Annotated in this window: 26 protein-coding genes; 24 read left to right on the top strand and 2 right to left on the bottom strand. The window is 66.1% G+C overall.

Annotation, left to right across the window (positions count from 1 at the left end; all coding sequences use genetic code 11):
- The first annotated feature begins 20 nt into the window (after window positions 1–20).
- The 14 genes from rpsN to rplQ all read left to right on the top strand — a co-directional run bounded on the left by rpsN (window position 21) and on the right by rplQ (window position 9,582).
- Window positions 21–326 (top strand): 30S ribosomal protein S14, encoded by a 306-nt coding sequence (gene rpsN / locus ACODTJ_RS19170; RefSeq protein ID WP_199085556.1) that lies wholly within the window; start codon window positions 21–23, stop codon window positions 324–326.
- Window positions 327–340: 14 nt separating this feature from the next.
- Window positions 341–739 carry a 30S ribosomal protein S8 gene (gene rpsH / locus ACODTJ_RS19165; protein ID WP_047582049.1) on the top strand — a complete coding sequence of 133 codons (399 nt, stop codon included), beginning with the start codon at window positions 341–343 and terminating at the stop codon, window positions 737–739.
- Window positions 740–777: 38 nt separating this feature from the next.
- Window positions 778–1,311, top strand: coding sequence for a 50S ribosomal protein L6 (gene rplF / locus ACODTJ_RS19160; RefSeq protein ID WP_454656599.1), 534 nt, complete (start codon window positions 778–780; stop codon window positions 1,309–1,311).
- An 11-nt stretch (window positions 1,312–1,322) separates the two neighbouring features.
- Complete coding sequence (gene rplR / locus ACODTJ_RS19155) at window positions 1,323–1,685, top strand: 50S ribosomal protein L18 (protein ID WP_454656600.1); 363 nt, start codon at window positions 1,323–1,325, stop codon at window positions 1,683–1,685.
- Window positions 1,686–1,830: 145 nt separating this feature from the next.
- A complete protein-coding gene (gene rpsE / locus ACODTJ_RS19150) occupies window positions 1,831–2,394 on the top strand; it encodes a 30S ribosomal protein S5 (RefSeq protein ID WP_047582054.1) in 564 nt (187 codons plus the stop codon).
- 10 nt (window positions 2,395–2,404) lie between these two features.
- Window positions 2,405–2,599 (top strand): 50S ribosomal protein L30, encoded by a 195-nt coding sequence (gene rpmD / locus ACODTJ_RS19145; RefSeq protein WP_454656601.1) that lies wholly within the window; start codon window positions 2,405–2,407, stop codon window positions 2,597–2,599.
- 12 nt (window positions 2,600–2,611) lie between these two features.
- Window positions 2,612–3,088, top strand: a complete 477-nt coding sequence (rplO, locus tag ACODTJ_RS19140; protein ID WP_454656602.1) for a 50S ribosomal protein L15 — start codon at window positions 2,612–2,614, stop codon at window positions 3,086–3,088.
- Window positions 3,089–3,346: 258 nt separating this feature from the next.
- Window positions 3,347–4,684, top strand: a complete 1,338-nt coding sequence (gene secY, locus ACODTJ_RS19135) for a preprotein translocase subunit SecY (RefSeq protein WP_454656603.1) — start codon at window positions 3,347–3,349, stop codon at window positions 4,682–4,684.
- Window positions 4,685–5,278 (top strand): adenylate kinase, encoded by a 594-nt coding sequence (locus ACODTJ_RS19130; RefSeq protein WP_454656604.1) that lies wholly within the window; start codon window positions 4,685–4,687, stop codon window positions 5,276–5,278.
- A 239-nt stretch (window positions 5,279–5,517) separates the two neighbouring features.
- Window positions 5,518–6,717: an ABC transporter substrate-binding protein gene (locus ACODTJ_RS19125; protein WP_454656605.1), complete on the top strand. Its 1,200-nt coding sequence runs from the start codon at window positions 5,518–5,520 to the stop codon at window positions 6,715–6,717.
- Between the two features lie 350 nt (window positions 6,718–7,067).
- Window positions 7,068–7,436: a 30S ribosomal protein S13 gene (gene rpsM / locus ACODTJ_RS19120; protein WP_262333099.1), complete on the top strand. Its 369-nt coding sequence runs from the start codon at window positions 7,068–7,070 to the stop codon at window positions 7,434–7,436.
- A gap of 114 nt (window positions 7,437–7,550) precedes the next feature.
- Entirely contained in the window at window positions 7,551–7,940 is a 390-nt protein-coding gene (gene rpsK, locus ACODTJ_RS19115) for a 30S ribosomal protein S11 (RefSeq protein ID WP_043237079.1), read from the top strand.
- Window positions 7,941–8,034: 94 nt separating this feature from the next.
- Window positions 8,035–9,051, top strand: a complete 1,017-nt coding sequence (locus tag ACODTJ_RS19110) for a DNA-directed RNA polymerase subunit alpha (protein WP_454656607.1) — start codon at window positions 8,035–8,037, stop codon at window positions 9,049–9,051.
- A 114-nt stretch (window positions 9,052–9,165) separates the two neighbouring features.
- Window positions 9,166–9,582 carry a 50S ribosomal protein L17 gene (gene rplQ, locus ACODTJ_RS19105; RefSeq protein ID WP_047582390.1) on the top strand — a complete coding sequence of 139 codons (417 nt, stop codon included), beginning with the start codon at window positions 9,166–9,168 and terminating at the stop codon, window positions 9,580–9,582.
- Window positions 9,583–9,795: 213 nt separating this feature from the next.
- Here the strand turns inward: rplQ and ACODTJ_RS19100 are convergent, their stop codons facing one another.
- On the bottom strand, window positions 9,796–10,215 hold the full coding sequence (locus ACODTJ_RS19100) for a BLUF domain-containing protein (protein ID WP_454656608.1): 420 nt from the start codon (window positions 10,213–10,215) through the stop codon (window positions 9,796–9,798).
- Between the two features lie 186 nt (window positions 10,216–10,401).
- Here ACODTJ_RS19100 and ACODTJ_RS19095 point away from each other — a divergent pair, with 186 nt between their 5' ends.
- From ACODTJ_RS19095 to ACODTJ_RS19085, 3 genes are read left to right on the top strand one after another with little or no spacing between them, the layout of a single operon-like run.
- Window positions 10,402–11,799: a Do family serine endopeptidase gene (locus tag ACODTJ_RS19095; protein WP_454656609.1), complete on the top strand. Its 1,398-nt coding sequence runs from the start codon at window positions 10,402–10,404 to the stop codon at window positions 11,797–11,799.
- The gene (locus ACODTJ_RS19090; RefSeq protein ID WP_454656610.1) at window positions 11,796–13,103 is read left to right on the top strand and encodes a replication-associated recombination protein A; all 1,308 of its coding nucleotides are present in this window, start codon (window positions 11,796–11,798) and stop codon (window positions 13,101–13,103) included. Before ACODTJ_RS19095 ends, ACODTJ_RS19090 begins: the two co-directional genes overlap by 4 nt.
- Window positions 13,104–13,105: 2 nt before the next feature.
- On the top strand, window positions 13,106–13,285 hold the full coding sequence (locus ACODTJ_RS19085) for a hypothetical protein (protein WP_454656611.1): 180 nt from the start codon (window positions 13,106–13,108) through the stop codon (window positions 13,283–13,285).
- 279 nt (window positions 13,286–13,564) lie between these two features.
- Here ACODTJ_RS19085 and ACODTJ_RS19080 read toward each other — a convergent pair whose 3' ends face one another.
- The gene (locus ACODTJ_RS19080; protein WP_454656612.1) at window positions 13,565–13,915 is read right to left on the bottom strand and encodes a hypothetical protein; all 351 of its coding nucleotides are present in this window, start codon (window positions 13,913–13,915) and stop codon (window positions 13,565–13,567) included.
- 126 nt (window positions 13,916–14,041) lie between these two features.
- Here ACODTJ_RS19080 and crcB point away from each other — a divergent pair, with 126 nt between their 5' ends.
- The 7 genes from crcB to ACODTJ_RS19045 all read left to right on the top strand — a co-directional run bounded on the left by crcB (window position 14,042) and on the right by ACODTJ_RS19045 (window position 20,791).
- On the top strand, window positions 14,042–14,425 hold the full coding sequence (gene crcB / locus ACODTJ_RS19075; RefSeq protein ID WP_454658978.1) for a fluoride efflux transporter CrcB: 384 nt from the start codon (window positions 14,042–14,044) through the stop codon (window positions 14,423–14,425).
- Window positions 14,422–15,690: an RluA family pseudouridine synthase gene (locus ACODTJ_RS19070; RefSeq protein WP_454656613.1), complete on the top strand. Its 1,269-nt coding sequence runs from the start codon at window positions 14,422–14,424 to the stop codon at window positions 15,688–15,690. Before crcB ends, ACODTJ_RS19070 begins: the two co-directional genes overlap by 4 nt.
- A 105-nt stretch (window positions 15,691–15,795) precedes the next feature.
- Entirely contained in the window at window positions 15,796–16,296 is a 501-nt protein-coding gene (locus ACODTJ_RS19065; RefSeq protein ID WP_454656614.1) for a hypothetical protein, read from the top strand.
- A gap of 74 nt (window positions 16,297–16,370) precedes the next feature.
- On the top strand, window positions 16,371–17,048 hold the full coding sequence (locus ACODTJ_RS19060; RefSeq protein ID WP_454656615.1) for an HAD-IA family hydrolase: 678 nt from the start codon (window positions 16,371–16,373) through the stop codon (window positions 17,046–17,048).
- Between the two features lie 275 nt (window positions 17,049–17,323).
- Complete coding sequence (locus tag ACODTJ_RS19055; protein ID WP_454656616.1) at window positions 17,324–17,776, top strand: hypothetical protein; 453 nt, start codon at window positions 17,324–17,326, stop codon at window positions 17,774–17,776.
- 261 nt (window positions 17,777–18,037) lie between these two features.
- A complete protein-coding gene (locus ACODTJ_RS19050; RefSeq protein ID WP_488849579.1) occupies window positions 18,038–20,038 on the top strand; it encodes an acetyl-CoA carboxylase biotin carboxylase subunit in 2,001 nt (666 codons plus the stop codon).
- A 132-nt stretch (window positions 20,039–20,170) separates the two neighbouring features.
- Window positions 20,171–20,791 carry a glutathione S-transferase family protein gene (locus tag ACODTJ_RS19045; protein WP_454656618.1) on the top strand — a complete coding sequence of 207 codons (621 nt, stop codon included), beginning with the start codon at window positions 20,171–20,173 and terminating at the stop codon, window positions 20,789–20,791.
- Window positions 20,792–20,818 lie beyond the last annotated feature (27 nt).

Genomic DNA, 20,818 nt, shown 5'->3' with positions numbered 1-20,818 from the left:
GCGGAAACCAGGAGAGATCGATGGCTAAGAAAAGCTCCGTCGAGAACAACGAGCGCCGCAGGAAGCTGGTGAAGAAATTCGCCGGCCGCCGGGCTCGTCTTCTCGCGATCGCCAATGACGACAACCAGCCCATGGACGAGCGTTTCCTCGCCCGCCTGAAGCTGGCCGAACTGCCGCGCAACTCGGCGAAGATCCGCATTCGCAACCGCTGCGAAGTGACGGGCCGTCCGCGCGCGTTCTATCGCAAGCTCAAGATGTCGCGTGTCGCGCTGCGTGAGCTCGGTAACAAGGGGCTGGTTCCCGGCCTCGTGAAATCGAGCTGGTAAGGAGGACTGGAACAATGGCAATCATTGATCCGCTCGGCGATATGCTGACCCGCATCCGCAATGCGCAGATGCGTCGCAAGTCCCGCGTTTCCACCCCTGGCTCGAAGCTGCGCGCTCGCGTGCTCGACGTGCTGCAGTCCGAGGGCTACATCCGCGGCTACAGCCAGACCGAGTTCGGCAACGGCCGGACGGAGTTCGACATCGAGCTGAAGTATCACGAGGGCCAGCCGGTCATCCGGTCGATCTCGCGTGTTTCGAAGCCCGGCCGCCGCGTTTACTCGTCGGTCGAGACCATGCCGCGCGTGGCCGATGGCCTTGGCGTGACGATCGTCTCGACCCCGCGTGGCGTGATGGCCGATCATGTGGCCCGCGAGCAGAACGTGGGCGGCGAAGTGCTCTGCAAGGTCTTCTGACCTTACAGGCGCCCCGCTCACTTTCAGGAGAGATCCAAATGTCTCGTATCGGTAAGAAGCCGGTTTCGGTTCCCGCGGGCGTCACCGCCTCGGTCACCGGCCAGCTGGTCAAGATCAAGGGCTCCAAGGGCGAGCTCTCCTTCGAGGTTCCCGAGGACGTCTCGGTCGCCTTGGAGGACGGCGCGATCGCGGTTCAGCCGCGTTCGCAGTCGAAGCGCGCCCGTGCGCTCTGGGGCACCTCGCGCGCCCGCATCAACAATCTCGTCATCGGCACCACTGCCGGTTTCGAGAAGAAGCTCGAGATCAACGGCGTCGGCTACAAGGCCGCCGTCAACGGCAAGGTGCTCAAGCTGTCGCTCGGCTACAGCCACGACATCGACTACGAAATCCCGGCCGGTGTCGCGATCGTGACGCCGAAGCCGACGGAGATCGTCGTCACCGGCATCGACAAGCAGGTCGTCGGCCAGACCGCCGCGGAGATCCGCGACTATCGTGGCCCCGAGCCCTACAAGGGCAAGGGCGTCAAGTACGCCGGCGAATTCATCTTCCGCAAGGAAGGCAAGAAGAAGTAAGGACGCCAGCCATGAGCAAGCAGAACGATGTGACTGCGCGCCGCAAGGCCCGCGTCCGCCGCGCGATCAAGGCCGTTGCCAATGGTCGCCCGCGCCTGTCGGTGCATCGCACCGGCAAGCAGATCTACGCCCAGGTCATCGACGACGTGAACGGGGTCACCCTCGCTTCCGCCTCGTCGCGGGACAAGGATGTGCGCGAGCAGATCAAGTCCGGCGCGAATGTCGAGGCCGCCGGCCAGATCGGCAAGATCGTCGCCGAGCGCGCGGTCAAGGCCGGCGTGACGGAAGTGGTCTTCGACCGCGGCCCGTACATGTACCATGGTCGCGTCAAGGCGCTGGCCGATGCAGCCCGCGAGGGCGGCCTCAGCTTCTGAGGTTATCGGGTTTCGCCCGGCCCGGCGTCATACGCTGGCCGGGCGACGCCTGTTTACTGGCTTCTCCGGGCAATGATGCACGGGGTTAGGCTCGAGCGAGCGGCGGGGCTTCGATCCTCGTCCGCGCAAGTAAGAGGACAGACACATGGCTAGAGAGCCGCGTGAGCGTAAAGATCGGGAAACGGAAGTTTCCGAATTCGTGGACAAGCTCGTCCACATCAACCGCGTCGCCAAGGTGGTGAAGGGTGGTCGTCGCTTCGGCTTCGCCGCGCTCGTCGTCGTCGGCGACCAGAAGGGCCGCGTCGGCTTCGGCCACGGCAAGGCTCGTGAAGTTCCTGAGGCGATCCGCAAGGCGACGGAAGCTGCCAAGCGCGGCCTCGTCCGTATCCCGCTGCGCGAGGGCCGTACCCTCCATCACGACGTGCAGGGCCGCCACGGCGCCGGCAAGGTCGTGCTGCGCGCGGCTCCGGCCGGTACCGGCATCATCGCCGGCGGCCCGATGCGCGCCGTCTTCGAGGCGGTCGGCATGCAGGACGTCGTGTCGAAGTCGCTCGGCTCCTCCAACCCGTACAACCTCGTGCGCGCCACCTTCGACGCGCTGAAGAACGAGGACAGCCCGCGCTCGGTCGCGGCTCGTCGCTCGCTCAAGGTTTCGGCCCTGCAGACCCGTCGCCGCGATGCCGGCACGGATGCGGCCGCGGAAGCGTGAGGGGGACATCATGGCAAAGGCTGAGAAGACCTTCACCATCGAGCAGACCGGTTCGCCGATCCGCCGCGAGGCCACCCAGCGCCAGACCCTGATCGGTCTCGGCCTGAACAAGATCCGCCGCCGCTCGACCCTCCAGGACACCCCCGCGGTGCGTGGCATGGTCGAGAAGGTGAAGCACCTCGTCCGCGTCGTCGACGCGAAGTGAGGAGGGCGACACATGAAACTCAATGAGATCCGTGACAACGAAGGCGCTCTGAAGCAGCGCATGCGTGTCGGCCGTGGCATTGGCTCCGGCAAGGGCAAGACCGGTGGCCGCGGCGTGAAGGGTCAGACCTCGCGCGCCGGCGTCGCCATCAAGGGCTTCGAAGGCGGCCAGATGCCGCTGTATCGTCGCCTGCCGAAGCGCGGCTTCAACAACCTGTTCGCCAAGGACCTGAACGAGGTGAACCTCGGCCGGATCCAGCAGGCGGTGGAAGCCGGCAAGCTCGATGCCAAGGGCACCGTGACCATCGAGGCGCTCGTCGCCGCCGGTGTCATCACCCGCCAGGCCAAGGACGGCGTCAAGATTCTCGGCGTCGGCGAGCTCAAGACCAAGCTTGCCTTCGAGGTGTACGGCGCGTCCAAGTCGGCCGTCGCTGCGATCGAGAAGGCTGGCGGTTCGGTCAAGATTCTGGCTGCCGCTTCACAGGCGTGATCCGAACGCCTACATGACGTTTGCGAACGGCGGCCGGGCCCAGCGCCTTGGCCGCCGTTTGACTGTTTGACGCAAGGCACGAATCCGCAGACAGCACCACGCGTGCGTTGGGAAACGTGCTTCCAGGGCATCGGACCGAAAAGTGGAATCCACTTTTCGGATCAATCCGATGCTCCGACAATGAGACAGATCATCGTTACCGCGTCCGGTGGGACGCGCGATGATCTAGGACCAGTTTGAGACCCAGGGACCGGACGCATGGCATCGGCGGCTGAACAGCTTGCGGCGAACCTCAATTTCGGGGCCTTCGCCAAGGCGGATGAACTCAAGAAGCGAATCTGGTTCACGCTGGGCGCGCTGGTCATCTACCGGCTCGGCACCTATATCCCGCTGCCCGGCATGAACCCGGATGCGGTGGCCGACCTGTTCCGCCAGACGCAGTCCGGCATGCTCGGCATGTTCAACATGTTCTCCGGTGGCGCGGTCGGGCGCCTCGCGATCTTCGCGCTGGCGATCATGCCCTACATCTCGGCCTCGATCATCGTGCAGCTGCTCTCCAGCGTGGTGCCGAGCTTCGAGGCGCTGAAGAAGGAAGGCGAGCAGGGCCGCAAGACCCTGAACCAGTACACCCGCTACCTGACCCTCGTGCTGGCCGTGTTCCAGGCCTATGCGATCGGCGTCGGCCTCCAGGGTTCTGGCAACCTCGTGCTGCAGCCGGGGCCGTTCTTCCTGCTCTCGACCACGATCACGCTGGTCGGCGGCACGATGTTCCTGCTCTGGCTGGGTGAGCAGATCACCAGCCGCGGCATCGGCAACGGCACCTCGATGATCATTTTCGCGGGCATCATCGCCGAGTTCCCCTCGCAGCTCGCCCAGACCTTCGAGCTCGGCCGCCAGGGCGCGATCTCGACCGGCCTGCTGCTCGGCGTGCTTGTGATGGCGGTCTGCGTCATCGCCTTCTGCGTGTTCATGGAGCGCGCCCAGCGCCGCCTGCTGATCAACTATCCGAAGCGCCAGGTCGGCAACCGCATGTATGAGGGCCAGACCTCGTTCCTGCCGCTGAAGCTCAACACCGCCGGCGTCATTCCGCCGATCTTCGCCTCGTCGCTGCTGCTGCTGCCGACGACCGTCGCCAGCTTCCAGCAAGCCTCGGGCGGCACCGGCTTCCTGTCGACGATGGCGACCTATCTCGCCCATGGCCGGCCGGCGTTCATGATCCTCTACGCGGCGCTGATCATCTTCTTCTGCTTCTTCTACACCGCGATCGTGTTCAATCCGGTCGAGACGGCCGACAATCTCAAGAAGCATGGCGGCTTCATGCCGGGCATCCGCCCGGGCGAGCGGACCGCCGAGCATATCGATCGCATCCTGACGCGCATCACCGTTCTGGGCGCAGGATATTTGACGATCGTCTGCCTTATCCCCGAGTTCATGATCACCTATGCTCAGATCCCGATCATCCTGCTGGGCGGTACTTCGCTGCTCATCGTGGTGACGACGACGATGGACACCGTGGCGCAAGTTCACGGGCACCTGCTGGCCCATCAGTACGAAGGGCTGGTCAAGAAGGCCAAGTTGCGAGGAGCGAGGCGCTAAATGCGGTTGATTTTCCTGGGGCCGCCGGGGGCGGGTAAAGGCACTCAGGCGGCGCGCATCGTCGCGAAGCACGGCATTCCGCAGCTTTCCACCGGTGACATGCTGCGTGCAGCCGTCGCCGCCGGTACGCCGGTCGGTCAGAAGGCCAAGGCGGTGATGGACGCGGGCGGGCTGGTCTCGGACGAGATCGTCATCGGCATCGTCGCCGACCGTATCGAAGAGGCGGATGCCAAGAAGGGCTTCATTCTCGACGGCTTCCCGCGGACGCTGGCTCAGGCCGAGGCGCTGGATAAGATGCTCGACGGCAAGGGCCTGAAGCTCGACGCCGTGCTCGAGCTCAAGGTCGATCAGACCAAGCTCGTCGACCGCATCGTTCGCCGCGCCGAGGAGGCGAGGGCGGCCGGGCAGCCGGTGCGCAAGGACGATGACCCGGAAGTCTTCAAGACCCGGCTCGAAGCCTATAACCGCGATACGGCTGTGGTCGCTCCCTATTACGACAAGCGCGGCCAGCTGACCGCCATCGACGGCATGCAGCCGATCGACAGCGTCTCGCAGGCGATCACGGACGCACTTTCGGTCGCCGCCCAGGGCTGACCGAAACTCGCCGGAGCTTGTTTCGAACCCGGGCGGACCTCACGGTCTGGCCGGGTTCTTCGTTTCTACGGTGCGCTTTTGCGCTGATGCCTTTGCCTTTTCTCGCTCCGCCTGTGCGTTGACAGGCTCATGCCCGGCGGATGTGCTGAGACCCAATCCGCGCGAAGCGGTGGCAAGCATCCGTCGACCGGAAGGCGAAGCGGCTTTCTTGGTCCGGAGGCAGGACAGGGAGCAGGCGCATGACGAGGTTTGGAGCATTGCTGGTCGCGAGCACGCTGGCGCTGATGCCGGCGGCGGCACGCGCACAGGACGCGGTGAAGATCGGCATCCTCAACGACCAGTCCGGCAACTACGCCGAGTTCGGCGGGTTGGGCTCGGTCGAGGCGGCGAAGCTGGCGATCGAGGATTTTGGTGGCTCGGTGCTCGGCCAGCCGATCGAGATCGTCGCGGGCGACCATCAGAACAAGCCGGACATCGCCGTCGGGTTGGCCCGGCGCTGGTACGATGTCGATGGCGTCACCGCGATCGCGGACCTGACCAACTCCGCCGTTGCGCTGGGGGTGGCCGGCATCGCCAAGGAAAAGCAGAAGATCGCCCTCTATAACGGCCCGGCTACGACGCGCCTCTTCAACGAGGATTGTTCGCCGACCGGCTTCATGTGGACCTTCGACACGGCGACCTCGGCCAAGGGCACTGCGGTTTCGGTGCTGCGCGAGGGCGGCGACAGCTGGTACATCATCGCCGCCGACTACGCTTTCGGCCATCAGCTCACGGCGGATATCGAGTCGACGGTCAAGGCAAATGGCGGCAAGACGCTGGGCACGGTGCGCGCGCCGCTCTCGACGCCCGACTTCTCTTCCTTCCTGCTGCAGGCGCAGGCCTCGAAGGCCAAGATCGTCGCCTTCGCCAATGCCGGCACGGACACGATCAACTCGATCAAGCAGGCCGGCGAGTTCGGCCTGGTCGATGGCGGGCAGAAGCTCGCGGCGATGGTCGTGGTGCTCAGTGACGTCCACGGCCTCGGCCTCGACAAGGCCAAGGGGCTGATCACCACCACCGCCTATTACCATGACGCCGACAAGCCGAGCCGCGACTTCGCCGATCGCTATATGGCGCGGACCAAGAAGATGCCCGGCATGATCCAGGCCAGCGTCTATTCCTCGGTGCTGCACTATCTCAAGGCGGTGAAGGCGGCCGGTACGGCAGCGGGCCCTGCGGTCGCGGCGAAGATGAAGGAACTGCCGGTCGAGGACTTCTACGCGCGCGGCGCGAAGGTTCGCGAGGACGGCCGCCTGATGAACGATATGCTGCTGGTCGAGGTGAAGAAGCCCACCGATTCGAAGGCGCCGTGGGATTACTTCAAGGTCGTCCGCAAGATTCCGGCGGCCGAGATCATCGCGCCGCTCTCGGAGAGCAAGTGCAGTCTGGTGAAGAAGTAAGGGGCATCCGTGAGCACGTCATTCCGGGGCACGGCCACGCCGCTTGCCCGGAATGACGGAGCCCTTATATAGCGGGCTCGGCTACCGCCTTGACCTCGCAGTGCTTCGGCCGCTTCCGCTTGCCTTGGCATGTTTCTTGGTTGCTGCGGGTTGACTCGTTGTGCCCAACCGGTTAACGAGCCGCCATCCGGTTTCATGGGAGCGATGCCGTTGCCTTCGCGAGAAGGGACGACGTCGCATTATCGCGTGGAACCGTTCAACGCTCTGCATGAGCCGGCCTCCACCGGACGCAGGGTTTTTCCCACCGCCGGGGTGCCATCGGGTGCTTCGGCCGACATGGAGATGAGACCATGGCTCGTATCGCGGGCGTCAACATTCCCACCGGCAAGCGCGTCGTCATCGGCCTGCAGTACATCCACGGCATTGGCTCGGCCAAGGCCCAGGAGATCTGCGAGAAGGTCGGCATCGCCGCCGAGCGCCGCGTCAACCAGCTGACCGATGCCGAAGTCCTGCAGATCCGCGAGACGATCGACCGCGACTACCTCGTCGAGGGCGATCTGCGCCGCGAAGTCTCGATGAACATCAAGCGCCTGATGGACCTTGGCTGCTATCGCGGCCTGCGCCATCGCCGCTCGCTGCCGGTCCGCGGCCAGCGCACGCACACCAACGCCCGTACCCGCAAGGGCAAGGCGAAGCCGATCGCCGGCAAGAAGAAGTGATTTCGGCGGGCCGCTAGTCGGCCCGTTGTCAATACGCCGGCCGGTCCGCTCACGGGCCGCCGGCATCCCCAGCGCCTGGCATGACGGGCGCGCCTGAAGGATGGAAGAAGAGATATGGCCAAGGAAGCCCAGCGCGTCCGTCGTCGCGAACGCAAGAACATCGTCTCCGGCGTCGCGCATGTGAACGCCTCGTTCAACAACACCATGATCACCATCACCGACGCGCAGGGCAACACGATCTCGTGGTCGTCGGCCGGCACGATGGGCTTCAAGGGTTCGCGCAAGTCGACCCCCTACGCCGCTCAGGTCGCCGCCGAGGACGCCGCCCGCAAGGCTGCCGAACATGGCATGCGCACCCTCGAGGTCGAGGTGACCGGTCCGGGTTCGGGCCGCGAGTCGGCTCTTCGCGCTCTCCAGGCCGCGGGCTTCACCGTGACCTCGATCCGCGACGTGACGCCGATCCCGCACAATGGCTGCCGTCCGCGCAAGCGCCGTCGCGTCTGACGCCTGACTTGTAGCCTTGAAGGCGCCCGCAGGGGCGGGCGCCTGTCCGGGGCGGCGGTGGCCGCCAGAAGAATTCAGCACCAGGAGTGCGGTCGTGATCAGCAAGAACTGGCAGGATCTTTCCAAGCCGAACAAGCTCGAAGTGAAGGTCGGAGACGACCCGAAGCGTCAGGCCACCGTGATCGCGCGTCCGCTCGAGCGCGGCTTCGGCATGACGCTCGGCAATGCGCTCCGTCGCGTGCTGCTGTCGTCGCTCCAGGGCGCGGCGGTGACCGCCGTCCAGATCGACGGCGTTCTGCACGAGTTCTCCTCGATTCCGGGTGTCCGTGAGGACGTCACCGACATCGTCCTCAACATCAAGGCCATTGCGGTCAAGATGCAGGGCGAGGGCCCGAAGCGCATGACGCTCCGCAAGTCCGGCCCGGGCACCGTCACCGCCGGCGACATCAACACCATCGGCGACGTCGCGATCCTGAACCCCGACCTCGTGCTCTGCACGCTGGACGACGGGGCCGAGATCCGCATGGAGTTCACGGTCAACACCGGCAAGGGCTATGTCCCGGCCGAGCAGAACCGTCCCGAGGACGCGCCGATCGGCCTGATTCCGGTCGACAGCCTGTACTCGCCGGTCAAGAAGGTCTCCTACCGCGTCGAGAACACCCGCGAGGGCCAGAACCTCGACAAGGACTCGCTGACGCTGGCGATCGAGACCAACGGCTCGGTCTCGCCCGAGGACGCGCTGGCGCTCGCCGCCCGCATCCTGCAGGACCAGCTCGCGGTGTTCATCACCTTTGAGGAGCCGCGCAAGGAAGAGGCCGTCTCGACCGCGCCGCAGCTGCCCTTCAACCCGGCGCTGCTCAAGAAGGTCGATGAGCTCGAGCTCTCGGTCCGCTCGGCGAACTGCCTCAAGAACGACAACATCGTCTATATCGGCGACCTCATCCAGAAGTCCGAGGGCGAGATGCTGCGCACCCCGAACTTCGGCCGCAAGTCGCTGAACGAGATCAAGGAAGTGCTGGCGACCATGGGCCTGCACCTGGGCATGGACGTCCAGGGCTGGCCGCCGGAGAACATCGAAGAGCTCGCGAAGCGCTTCGAAGAGCACTACTGAGCCCCAACGGCGCGGGAGGCATCCCGCGCCAACCCCGCCCGGCTCACAAGAGCCGGAGCATAACGAACGGCCGTACCGTGGCACGGCGGCCGTAAGCAACGAAGGAGCCAAACAATGCGTCACGGTTTCCGCGGTCGTCGTTTCAACCGCTCGGCCGAGCATCGCCAGGCGATGTTCGCCAACATGGCCCAAGCCCTGATCAAGCACGAGCAGATCACCACCACCCTGCCGAAGGCCAAGGACCTGCGTCCGGTCGTCGAGAAGCTCGTCACCCTCGGCAAGCGCGGCGACCTGCACGCCCGCCGTCAGGCGATCGCGCAGATCAAGGATGTCGAGCTGGTCGGCAAGCTCTTCGCGGTCCTCGGCCCGCGTTACAAGGAGCGCAACGGTGGCTATCTCCGCATTATGAAGGCGGGCTTCCGCTTCGGCGACAACGCCCCGATGGCGATCATCGAGTTCGTCGACCGCGACGTCGACGCCAAGGGCAAGGATTCCGGCCCGGTCTTCACGGCGGAAGACGAAGCCGCCTGATCGGCTTCTTCAGACAGAATTGGAAAAGGCGGCCTTCGCGGGCCGCCTTTTTCTTTGGTCGGGCCGGAGGAGCTGCCAGGCAACGTCGTCATCCCGGACACAGCGAAGCGGAGATCCGGGATCCATCGGAGGGCTCTGCGCTTTACGATGGATCTCGGGGCACGCCCGGGATGACGGCGTGGTTCAGCGGATTTGCGATCATTTGTAGGAGCTTCAACCCGGCCGTCGGGCAAGCTCGCCTGCGAGGTCGACGAGTGTTTCCAGGGGCTGAGCGTGGAGATCGGCTTCAGGCGAGACGCCGTAGAGGCCGAAGATGAAGCTGGTCGTCTCGTCGCGCTCGGCGATGCCCATGGCCCAGCCGGGGAAGGAGCGGGCGGCGATCGGTTCCTCCTCGAGCAGCCTGAATGCCGCGTGGCGCACGTCCACCACGATCCGGCCATAGGTTTCCATCACGCTGTCGCGCGGACCCTCCAGCACCTGCGCGAAGGCGCCGTCCGTCGCCAAGAGGAAGCCGGTGATGCCGTTCTGGTCGTTGAAGCGGCGGGCGCTTGCCAGGATGCCGTCCAGCTCCGAGCGGCGATTGGCGTCGACGAGCCGGCTCTCGCTGGCGTACACAAGCCGAATCAGGCTCATCCTGCTCTTCCTATCCGGCCATGAAAGGCCATATCGGGTTGGGGGATGCCGCTGCGGGAACCGCAGGGCTCTGCATGGGTATAGCGGGTGTCTCGCCTGAACGGAAAACTCCGTGCCGGCGCTTTTTGTCTCTGAACGAGGACGAGCATGATCCACCGCCCCGCAACACATCGGAAGACCCTGGCCATGGCTGCCCTCGCGGGCGCCCTGATGGCCGGCGTGGCGCCGTGGCCGGCGCTCGGCCAGGCCCGCCAGGTGCCCGAGACGCGCGAGCAGGTGACGCTCTCCTTCGCGCCGCTGGTCAAGCAGACGCAGGCCGCGGTCGTGAACGTCTACGGCGCGCGCGTCGAGAAGCGCCCGCAGAACCCGTTCATGGACGATCCGTTCTTCCGCCGCTTCTTCGGCGATGGCGGCTTCGGCGTGCCGCGCGAGCGGGTGCAGCGCTCGCTCGGCTCCGGCGTCGTCGTCGATGCCGGCGCCGGCCTCGTGGTGACGAACAACCACGTCATCGAGAACATGAGCGAGGTGAAGGTCGCTTTCGCCGACAAGCGCGAGGTCGAGGCCACGATCCTGTTGCGCGATCCGCGCACCGATCTCGCCGTGCTCAAGCTCGCCGATGCGAAGAATCTGACCGCGATCGAGCTCGCCGATACCGACGAGCTGCAGATCGGCGACATCGTGCTCGCCATGGGCAATCCCTTCGGCGTCGGCCAGACGGTGACGCAGGGCATCGTCTCGGCGCTGGCCCGCACGCAGATCGGCGTCGGCGACGCGCAGTCCTTCATCCAGACCGATGCCGCGATCAACCCCGGCAATTCGGGCGGGCCGCTGATCGACATGCGCGGCCGCGTCGTCGGCATCAACACCGCGATCTATTCGCGCTCCGGCGGCAGCGTCGGCATCGGCTTCGCCATTCCTTCGGCGATGGTGCGCCTCGTCGTCGACAGCGCCAGGGCCGGGGTCAAGACGGTCAAACGGCCCTGGTTCGGGGCGCGGCTGCAAAGCCTGACGGCGGAAGTTGCCGACGGTCTCGGCCTCGACCGCCCTGCCGGCTCTGTCGTCGCCAGCGTCGTCGACAAGGGCCCAGCCGATCAGGCAGGCCTCAAGCGCTCGGACGTCATTCTCTCGGTCGACGGCGTCAATGTCGATGACCCCGAATCCTTCGGCTATCGCTTCGCGACCCGGCCGATCGGCGGGACGACGATGCTCAGCGTGTTGCGGGGCGGCAAGCGCATCTCGATCCCGGTCAAGCTCGTCGCAGCGCCCGAGACCCGGCCGCGCGACATGGTGAAGCTCACCAGCCGCTCCCCGCTCGCAGGCCTGACGGTCGGAAACATGTCGCCAGCGCTGGCCGAAGAGCTTTCGATCGAGACGGGCAATGATGGCGTCGTGGTCAGCGAGATCGAGGAAGGTAGCACCGCTGCCAATGTCGGCTTCCAGAGGGGCGACATCATCAAGGCGCTGAACGGCGAGCAGATGACCACTTCGCGCGAGGTCGAGGCGATCCTGAGGGATCGCAGGCGTGCCTGGGAGGTGACGATCATCCGCAATGGCCAGACGATCACCTCGGTCTTTCCGGGGTGAGCGATCTGTTCGCAGCCTCGGGGCTGGACAAGTCCGGCCCGCGGCCGCTCGCCGACCGGTTGCGGCCGACGACGCTCGCCGAAGTTGCCGGCCAGGAGCACCTGACCGGGCCGGACGGCGCGCTGACGCGGCTTGTCGCGTCTGGCACGGTCGGCAGCCTGATCTTCTGGGGCCCGCCCGGCACCGGCAAGACGACGGTGGCGCGGCTGCTCGCCGGTCTGGTCGATCTCGGCTTCGAGCAGATCAGCGCGATCTTCTCCGGCGTCGCCGATCTCAAGAAGGTCTTCGAGGCGGCGCGCGGGCGCCGGCTGGGCGGGCGGGGCACGCTGCTCTTCGTCGACGAGATCCATCGCTTCAACCGCGCCCAGCTCGACGCCTTCCTGCCCGTCATGGAAGACGGCACGATCACGTTGATCGGGGCGACCACAGAGAACCCGTCCTTCGCGCTCAACGCGGCGCTGCTGTCGCGGGCGCGGGTGCTGACCTTCAAGTCGCTGGACGAAGGCTCGCTGCTCTTCCTGCTCGGTCGCGCCGAGGTTCTGGAGGGCCGGGAACTGCCCCTGACGCCGGAGGCGCGCTTGGCGCTGGCGCGCTTCGCCGATGGCGATGGCCGCGCCGTGCTGACGCTGGCAGAGGAAATCTGGCGGGCAGCGAAGCCGGGCGAAATCCTCGACGAGCATGGCCTATCCGACGTCATTCAGCGCCGCGCGCCGATCTACGACAAGGCGCAGGACGGCCACTACAACCTGATCTCCGCCCTGCACAAGACGATCCGCGGCTCCGACCCGGACGCGGCGCTCTATTATTTCGCACGCATGCTCGATGCCGGCGAGGACCCGCGCTTTCTGGCGCGGCGGCTGGTGCGGATGGCGGTCGAGGATATCGGGCTCGCCGATCCGCAGGCGCTGCTGCATGCCCGCGCGGCGGCGCAGACCTATGAGCAGCTCGGCACGCCGGAGGGCGAGCTCGCGCTGGCCAATTGCGTGATCTATCTCGCGACCGCGCCGAAATCGAACGCGGCCTACACCGCCTACAAGGCGGCGGTTCGCGTCGCGAAGGAGCGGGGATCGCTGACGCCGCCCAAGACCATCCTCAACGCGCCGACGAAGCTGATGCGCGAGGAGGGCTACGGCGCCAACTACGCCTATGACCACGATCAGCCCGACGCCTTCTCCGGGCAGAACTACTGGCCGGATGCGCTTGGCCGGCAGCGCTTCTACGACCCGCCCGAGCGCGGCTTCGAACGCGAGATCCGCAAGCGGCTGGAATATTGGGAACGGCTGCGGCAGGAGCGGGGAGAATAGGGATGCAATTGCTGGCGCGCCTGCTCCTGATCGTGCCTTCGATTATCGCGGGCTGGTTCGTCCCGAAGGACGATGTCTCCTACTGGGTCGTGGCCTTCGTGATCGCGCTGGTCTTCATCGTGCTGACCATCGCCTTCGAGCTCTATGTGCATCCCTGGCTGCGGCGGCGCAGGGGCTCCTAGAGCCTGCTGATTTACGCGGAACCATCGCCGTCATTCCGGGGCACGCCGCAGCCTGGGCCCGGAAGCCATGAACACGAGGCGAATCCAGTTCGTCATGCTCGCCCTTGGGGCGAGCATCCACGTCTCGGATACCGTACGGCATAGCTGAAGACGTGGATGGTCGGGACAAGCCCGACCATGACGGACAGACGTGTTCATGGGTTCCGGGCTCGCCGCTGCGCGGCGCCCCGCAATGACGGTATGGTTCCGTTTAAAGCCAGCAGATTCCCGAGGCAGCGCTCAGCTCCGGCAGTTGAACGGCAGGAAGGTGCTCGCCATGCCGGCGTTCATCGCCATCACCACGAGCCGGTTGGCGAGCTCCAGCTCCTCCTTGCTGCGGGCGCAGACGTCGGCGCGCGCCTGGCAGTTCGACGCGAGAAAGGCGTCGTGGCTGGCAAGGAAGTCCAGTCCCAGGCCCTTCTTCCCGAGCCGCGCGATCGACTGGTCATAGGCCTTCCTGTAGCGGTTGCATTTCTCCGTCGGCCAGTCTGTGTCCGCGCTGCCGCCCTGCTGGGCGAAGGCAGCCATGCTGCCGAAGATGATCATGACGGCGAGCAGTCCAGCGCCGCCGATCCGAGCCTGAAGAGCCATCGCTTCCATTCCCGTCGCTGCGATCGGTCGATTTCCGACACCGATCTTCCCGCCCGACCGCACGGAGCCGTGCAATTGCGGCGGATTTCGTTTGTGCAAGGCGGCTGTGCGCTCTATTCCACAGCGATGATCTCCACCGCTTTTGTTTTTTTAGGCGCCGGCATCGGCGGCGCCCTGCGCCACGGCATCAATGTCGTCTCGCCGCGCTGGTTCGGCCTGGGCTTTCCCTATGGCACCATGGCCATCAACGTCATCGGCTCGGCGCTGATGGGGCTTGTCGCCGGCTGGTTCGCCTTCCGCGCCGGCGAGGGCGTGCCGCAGGACCTGCGCCTGTTCTTGGCGACAGGCATCCTCGGTGGGTTCACCACTTTTTCGGCCTTCTCGCTTGATGCCGTCCTGCTCTGGGAGCGCGGCGAGGCGATGCTGGCGGCCACTTATGTGATCGGCTCGGTCGTGCTGTCGCTGGCGGCGCTGGTCGGTGGCCTCGCGATGATGCGGAGCATGTCATGAAGACGGGCGGCAAAGGCCCCGGCAGCAAGGGCGCCGGCGGCAAAGGCACGGGCAGCAAGGGCACCGGCAATGCCTCTCGTGGGGGCAAGCCGCCATCTGCCGGTGCCCCGCGCGGCAAGCGGCCGAGCCATGATGCCCGGCGACGCGCCGCGGCGCGCCCGGCCGGCAGCGAGGAGCGCGTTCAACGCCCCGTTCGCCCGCGGCCGGTGGAGGAAGCTCCCAAGCCGACCCGTGCGCAGGTGAAGGCCGAGACGGCGCAGGTGCTCTCGACCGGCGTGCAGCAGCTCGTGGTGACGCCGGACGAGAACGAGATGCGGATCGACCGCTTCCTCGAGGCGCGTTTCCCGCAGCTCTCCTTCAGCCATATCCAGCGCATCGTCCGGAAGGGCGAGTTGCGGGTCGACGGCAAGCGTGCCGACAGCAAGGACCGGCTCACAGAGGGCCAGACTGTGCGCATCCCGCCGCTCAAGCTGGAGGAGCAGGCCGAGCGGCCGCGCTCGGCCAAGGCCGATGCCGACACGATCGGCTTCCTGCGCTCGATCACGCTCTACGAGGACGATGACGTCATGGTCCTCAACAAGCCGGCGGGGCTCGCCGTGCAGGGCGGCTCGGGCACGACGCGCCATGTCGACCAGATGCTGGAAGCGCTGACGGCCAAGGACGGGCAGAAGCCGCGCCTCGTCCACCGGCTCGACAAGGACACGGCCGGCTGCCTCGTTATCGCAAAATCGCGCTTCGCGGCGGCGACGCTGGCCAAGACCTTCCGCTCACGCTCGGCCCGCAAGGTCTACTGGGCGCTGGTCGTCGGCGTGCCGCGCGTCCGCCAGGGCCGGATCTCGACCTATCTCGCCCGCGAGGAGGCCTATGACGGCGACCAGCGCATGGCCGTCGCCAAGCATGGCGAGGACGGCGCGATGCATGCCGTGACCTATTACGCGGTGGTCGAGACGGCGGCGCAGAAGCTCGCCTGGCTCTCGCTGAAGCCGGTGACGGGGCGTACGCATCAGCTGCGCGCCCATACCACCCATATCGGCCACCCGATCATCGGCGACCCCAAATACTTCAACATCCAGAATTGGGAATTGCCCGGCGGCATCCAGAACAAGCTGCATCTGCTGGCGCGGCGGATCGTGCTGCCGCATCCGCGCGGCAAGGGCACGATCGATGTCAGCGCGCCGCTGCCGCCGCATATGCGCCAGAGCTGGAACCTGCTCGGCTTCGACGACGCGCCCTACGACCCGATCGTCGAGGCGCCGGACGAGTGACGCCTCACCTGCCTCTCCTTGGCTGATGACGAATCGTAAGAGAACAGTTGCGGAACAAAGCGCTTTCTGTTCTAATTATGTTCTCATCATCGGGAGGGGCTGACCATGCGTTCAGTTTTGATCGTTACCGCCTTCGTTCTCGGCTTTTGCGGAACCGCCCAGGCGCAGAATGCCGCGCCGGCCAAGGCGCCTGCGCCGACACTTGCTGCCACATCTGCGGACGAGCCGATTCCGCGGGCCGAACGGGCCAAGGCCCGGCAGGATTGCGTATCCGAGAACATCGCGCTGACCGGCGACGACCTGCGCGCGGCGATGCGCATCTGCATGCAGGGCAAGTTTCCGGGCGTGCAGCTCTATGCCCGTGACGGCGTGACCCGCGACGGCAAGCCGACGGCGGTGGCGGTGCGGGCCGCCTGCAAGGACGAGGTCGACGGGCGCAAGCTGCAGGGTTCCGAGCGCATCGCGGCGCTGACGGCCTGCTTCAACGGCAAGCGGCCGGACCTCGCACAGCGCTCCGAATGCCGCAAGGAGGCGCGCTCCAAGGGGCTCGACGGCGCCGATCTGCGCAAGGCGGTCGATGCCTGCGCCCGCGAGGCCAAGGGCTGAGCCGTCGGCAGGTGGGATGACGCCATGCCGGGCTGGCAGTGGATTGCCGGGGCGATCCGCGCTAAAGCGCCGGCATGGACCTCATCATCTTCGATCTCGACGGCACGCTGATCAATTCCGAGGCGATCATCCTCGAAGCGCAATACGAGACATTCAAGCGTTGCGGCCGGGTTCATCCGGGGCGTGAGGCCGGGCTCGGCATCGTCGGGCTGACCCTGGACATCGCAATGGCGCAGCTTGCCGGGCTCGCGGAGCCCGACGACGTGCTGACCGAGACCTATCGCCAGGTCTTCAGCGGGATGCGGGTGCGGGCCGAGACCGATCCGTCGCTGGATGAGCCGCTCTTCGCGGGTGTTGCCGAGACGCTGGCCGAGCTGAAGCGCCAGAGCGGGCTGAAACTCGGCATCGCCACCGGCAAGTCGCGCAAGGGAGCCGAATTCATCGTCGCCCGGCATGGCTGGCAAGGCCTGTTTGACACGGTGCAGTCGGCGGACGACGCGCCCTCGAAACCGCATCCCGGCATGATCCAGCGGGCGATGGCTGAGACCGGAGCTGCGCCCGCGCGTACTGCGATGGTCGGCGACAGCTCCTTCGATATCGAGATGGCGGTGGCCGCCGGCGTGGTGCCCGTCGCCGTATCCTGGGGCTTCCAGCCAGTCGAGAAGCTGGTGACGCTCGGCGCGCGGTATGTCCTGCGCGAATTCCCGGAGCTGCCGGCGGCGCTCGGGCTGTCGAAGGCCGTGGCGGCGTAGAGCCCGACGCCTTGCCTTACGGGGCGTAGCTGTCACCGCCCCGAACCTGCCTGTGCAGCCTCCTGTCCGCCCGCTCGGCCGCTGCCGTTCGCCGGCAAGATTCCGGCCGCGGCCCGCGCCTCAGTAACATCCTCGCAACCACGCCGACTCAGCTCCGTTTAACCTGAATAACCGTTCAGATTTGCGCGTTAACCACCTGATGGCGAGGCGAGAGGCATGGTGTTCCCACAACAGGAACATACCGGCCCAAAACAACGCCGGACAGGGGTTCGAACATGATGGATCGTGAGCTTCGTGAATTCGTCGATCGCGTGATGGATCGTCGCGCGATCGACGAAGAAGACGTCAAGATGCTTCAACGCAATATCTTGAGCGACATCGTCATCACGCGGGACATCGTCGATGTTCTCATTGCGCTTGACCGGGCCGTGCCGCTCAACTGCAAGGCCTATGCGGATTACCTCGTGGCGTTGGTCGTCGATTTCGCCGTCTGGGAGAACCGCCCGACCGGCGTGATCGACCGCGACAAGGCGCATTGGCTGGTCACGACGCTCTCGGCCGGCGAGGGCCCGACCACGACGGCCCAGCGCATCGCCAACGAGATCGCCCGCGAAGCCGAGCATTGCGACGAGACGCTGCTCGCCTTCGCCTTTGCCAAGGGCGCTGCGAAGGACGTGGTCCGGGCCGGCGTCGGCGCCGCTCCCCGCGTCGTCCTGCTGGCGAGCTGAGCCCGTTCTTCAGCTCGCTCCAGATATCTTTGTCGGCGGAGCGAACCCAAACCGTGGAGCTTCCTCCACGCGGGATTGCTCCGCCGCCGGCTTTCGATGATGGCGATTTCGGAGATCCGGCCGGACCGAAGACAGCCCCGGCCTGCGCATCCTTGCACAACGGCTTGGCCGATAGCCGACTTTCGCATCGGTGGACGGCAGTTGCGGCATCCCATAGACCCCGGTTATTGCAGTCTGGTCTGAAGCCGGGAGTGGCCGCGCATGTTCTCGAAGATCCTGATCGCGAACCGCGGCGAGATCGCCTGCCGTGTCATCAAGACGGCGCGGCGCATGGGTATCAAGACGGTCGCCGTCTATTCCGATGCGGATCGCGACGCTCTGCATGTCGAAATGGCCGATGAGGCCGTGCATATCGGCGCAGCACCCGCCGCCCAGTCCTACCTCCTGATCGACAAGATCATCGACGCCTGCAAGCAGACGGGCGCGCAGGCCGTGCATCCCGGCTACGGTTTCCTGTCCGAGCGCGAGGCCTTTGCCCAGGCGTTGAAGGATAACGGCATCGTCTTCATCGGCCCGAACCCCGGCGCCATCGCCGCGATGGGCGACAAAATCGAGTCGAAGAAGGCAGCGGCCGCCGCCAAGGTTTCGACCGTTCCGGGCTTCCTCGGCATCATCGAGAGCCCCGAGCATGCGGTGACCATCGCCGACGAGATCGGCTATCCCGTGATGATCAAGGCCTCGGCCGGCGGCGGCGGCAAGGGCATGCGCATCGCCCATTCGGCCGGCGAAGTCGCTGAGGGTTTTGCCCGCGCCAAGTCGGAAGCGGCGTCCTCCTTCGGCGACGACCGCGTCTTCGTCGAGAAGTTCATCGTCGATCCCCGCCATATCGAGATCCAGGTTCTCGGCGACAAGCACGGCAACGTCATCTATCTCGGCGAGCGCGAATGCTCGATCCAGCGCCGCAACCAGAAGGTTCTGGAGGAGGCGCCGTCGCCGCTGCTCGACGAGGCGACCCGCCGCAAGATGGGCGAGCAGGCGGTCGCGCTGGCCAAGGCGGTCAACTACGACTCGGCCGGCACGGTCGAGTTCGTCGCCGGCCAGGACAAGTCCTTCTACTTCCTCGAGATGAACACGCGTCTGCAGGTCGAGCACCCAGTGACCGAGATGATCACCGGCATCGATCTCGTCGAGCAGATGATCCGCGTGGCCTATGGCGAAAAGCTCGCGATCACGCAGGCGGATGTGAAGCTCGATGGCTGGGCGGTCGAATCCAGAGTCTATGCCGAGGACCCGACGCGCAACTTCCTGCCCTCGACCGGGCGGCTCGTGACCTACCGGCCGCCGAGCGAGGGGCCGGATGGCGAAGCGATGGTGCGCAACGATACCGGCGTCTTCGAGGGCGGCGAGATCTCGATCTATTACGACCCGATGATCGCCAAGCTCGTCACGCACGCGCCGACGCGCGAGGCGGCGATCAAGGCGCAGGCGCGCGCGCTCGATGCCTTCGCCATCGACGGCATCCGCCACAACATCCCCTTCGTCGCGGCGGTGATGCAGCATCCGCGCTGGATCGCCGGCAATCTCTCGACCGGCTTCATCGCCGAGGAGTTTCCCGAGGGCTTCTCGCTGCCGGTGCCGCAGGGTGAGACGGCGCAGCGCATGGCTGCGATCGCGATCGCCTGCGACCACCGCATGAACCAGCGCAAGCGCAACGTCTCGGCGCAGATGGAGGGCTGGCGCAAGGTCGCCTTCGACCGGCTGCGCATCGTGCAGCTCGGGCCTGAGCGCTTCGAGGGCGAGGTTACGGAGCAGGGCGGGGCGGTGGTCATCGCCTTTGCCGACCGCAGCGTCAGCGTCGCCAGTGACTGGGTGCCGGGTGAGCCGGTCTGGCATGGCACGCTCGACGGGGTGAAGGTCGCGGCGCAGGTCCGGCCGATCCTGAACGGCGTCGCGCTCGGCCATGCCGGCGCCTATGCCAATGCCCATGTCTATACGCAGCGCGAAGCGGAGTTGGCCGCGCTGATGCCGGAGAAGGTCGCTGCCGATACCGGCAAGTTCCTGCTCTGCCCGATGCCGGGCCTGGTCAAGGCGATTTCGGTCGCGGTCGGCCAGGAGGTCAAGGCCGGCGAGCCGCTCGCCATGGTCGAGGCGATGAAGATGGAGAACGTCCTGCGCGCCGAGAAGGACGTCACCATCGCCAAGATTTTGGCGAAGGAGGGCGATTCGCTCGCCGTCGACGCCGTCATCATGGAATTCGCCTGAGCGGATGATGCAGGACGCGGCTCTGCCGTCATGGTCGGGCTTGTCCCGACCATCCACGTCTTTGCTCATCAAAGTTGTGTTCAAGACGTGGATGCTCGCCACAAGGGCGAGCATGACGGTCCGGAGGGTTTCATGCTGACGATCTGGGGCCGGTTGAGCTCGATCAACGTCCAGAAGGTGGTCTGGGCCGCGGGCGAGGCCGAGCAGGCCTTCGAGCGCATCGATGTCGGCGGGCCTTTCGGTGGGCTCGACACCCTCGAATTCGCGGCAATGAACCCGAACCGCCAGATTCCGGTGCTGCGCGACGGCGAGCTCGTCCTATGGGAGTCGAGCAGCATCCTGCGCTATCTCGCGGCCCGCTATGCCTCGGGTGTGCTCTGGGAGGAGAATCCCGCCCGGCGCGTCCTGGCCGATCGCTGGATCGACTGGATGCAGTCCGAGTTGCAGCCGGCATTGGCGCCGGTGCTCTGGGGCGTGGTGCGCAAGGTGCCGGCCTTCACCGAGCCAAAGGTGATCGCCGACGGCGTTGCCCGTGCCGAGGTGCTGATGGCGATCCTCGAGGCGCAATTGGCCGACCGGCCCTTCCTGGCCGGCGAGCGCTTTGGCATGGCGGATATCGCGGTGGGCTGCGGTGTGCATCGCTGGCTCAACATGCCGGTGGAGCGGATCGCGAGGCCTCGTGTCCAGCGCTGGTATGAAACGCTCTTCGCCCGGCCGGCAGCGCAGGCCGCGCTGCCGTTGCCGATCGCGTGAGATCGCAACGCCCCGCTTGATCCGGGC

It is taken from the genome of Allobosea sp. FG18 (assembly GCF_057809495.1).
The sequence above is the reverse complement of the archived record's forward strand: the minus strand, read 5'-3'. Positions and strand labels throughout refer to the sequence as shown.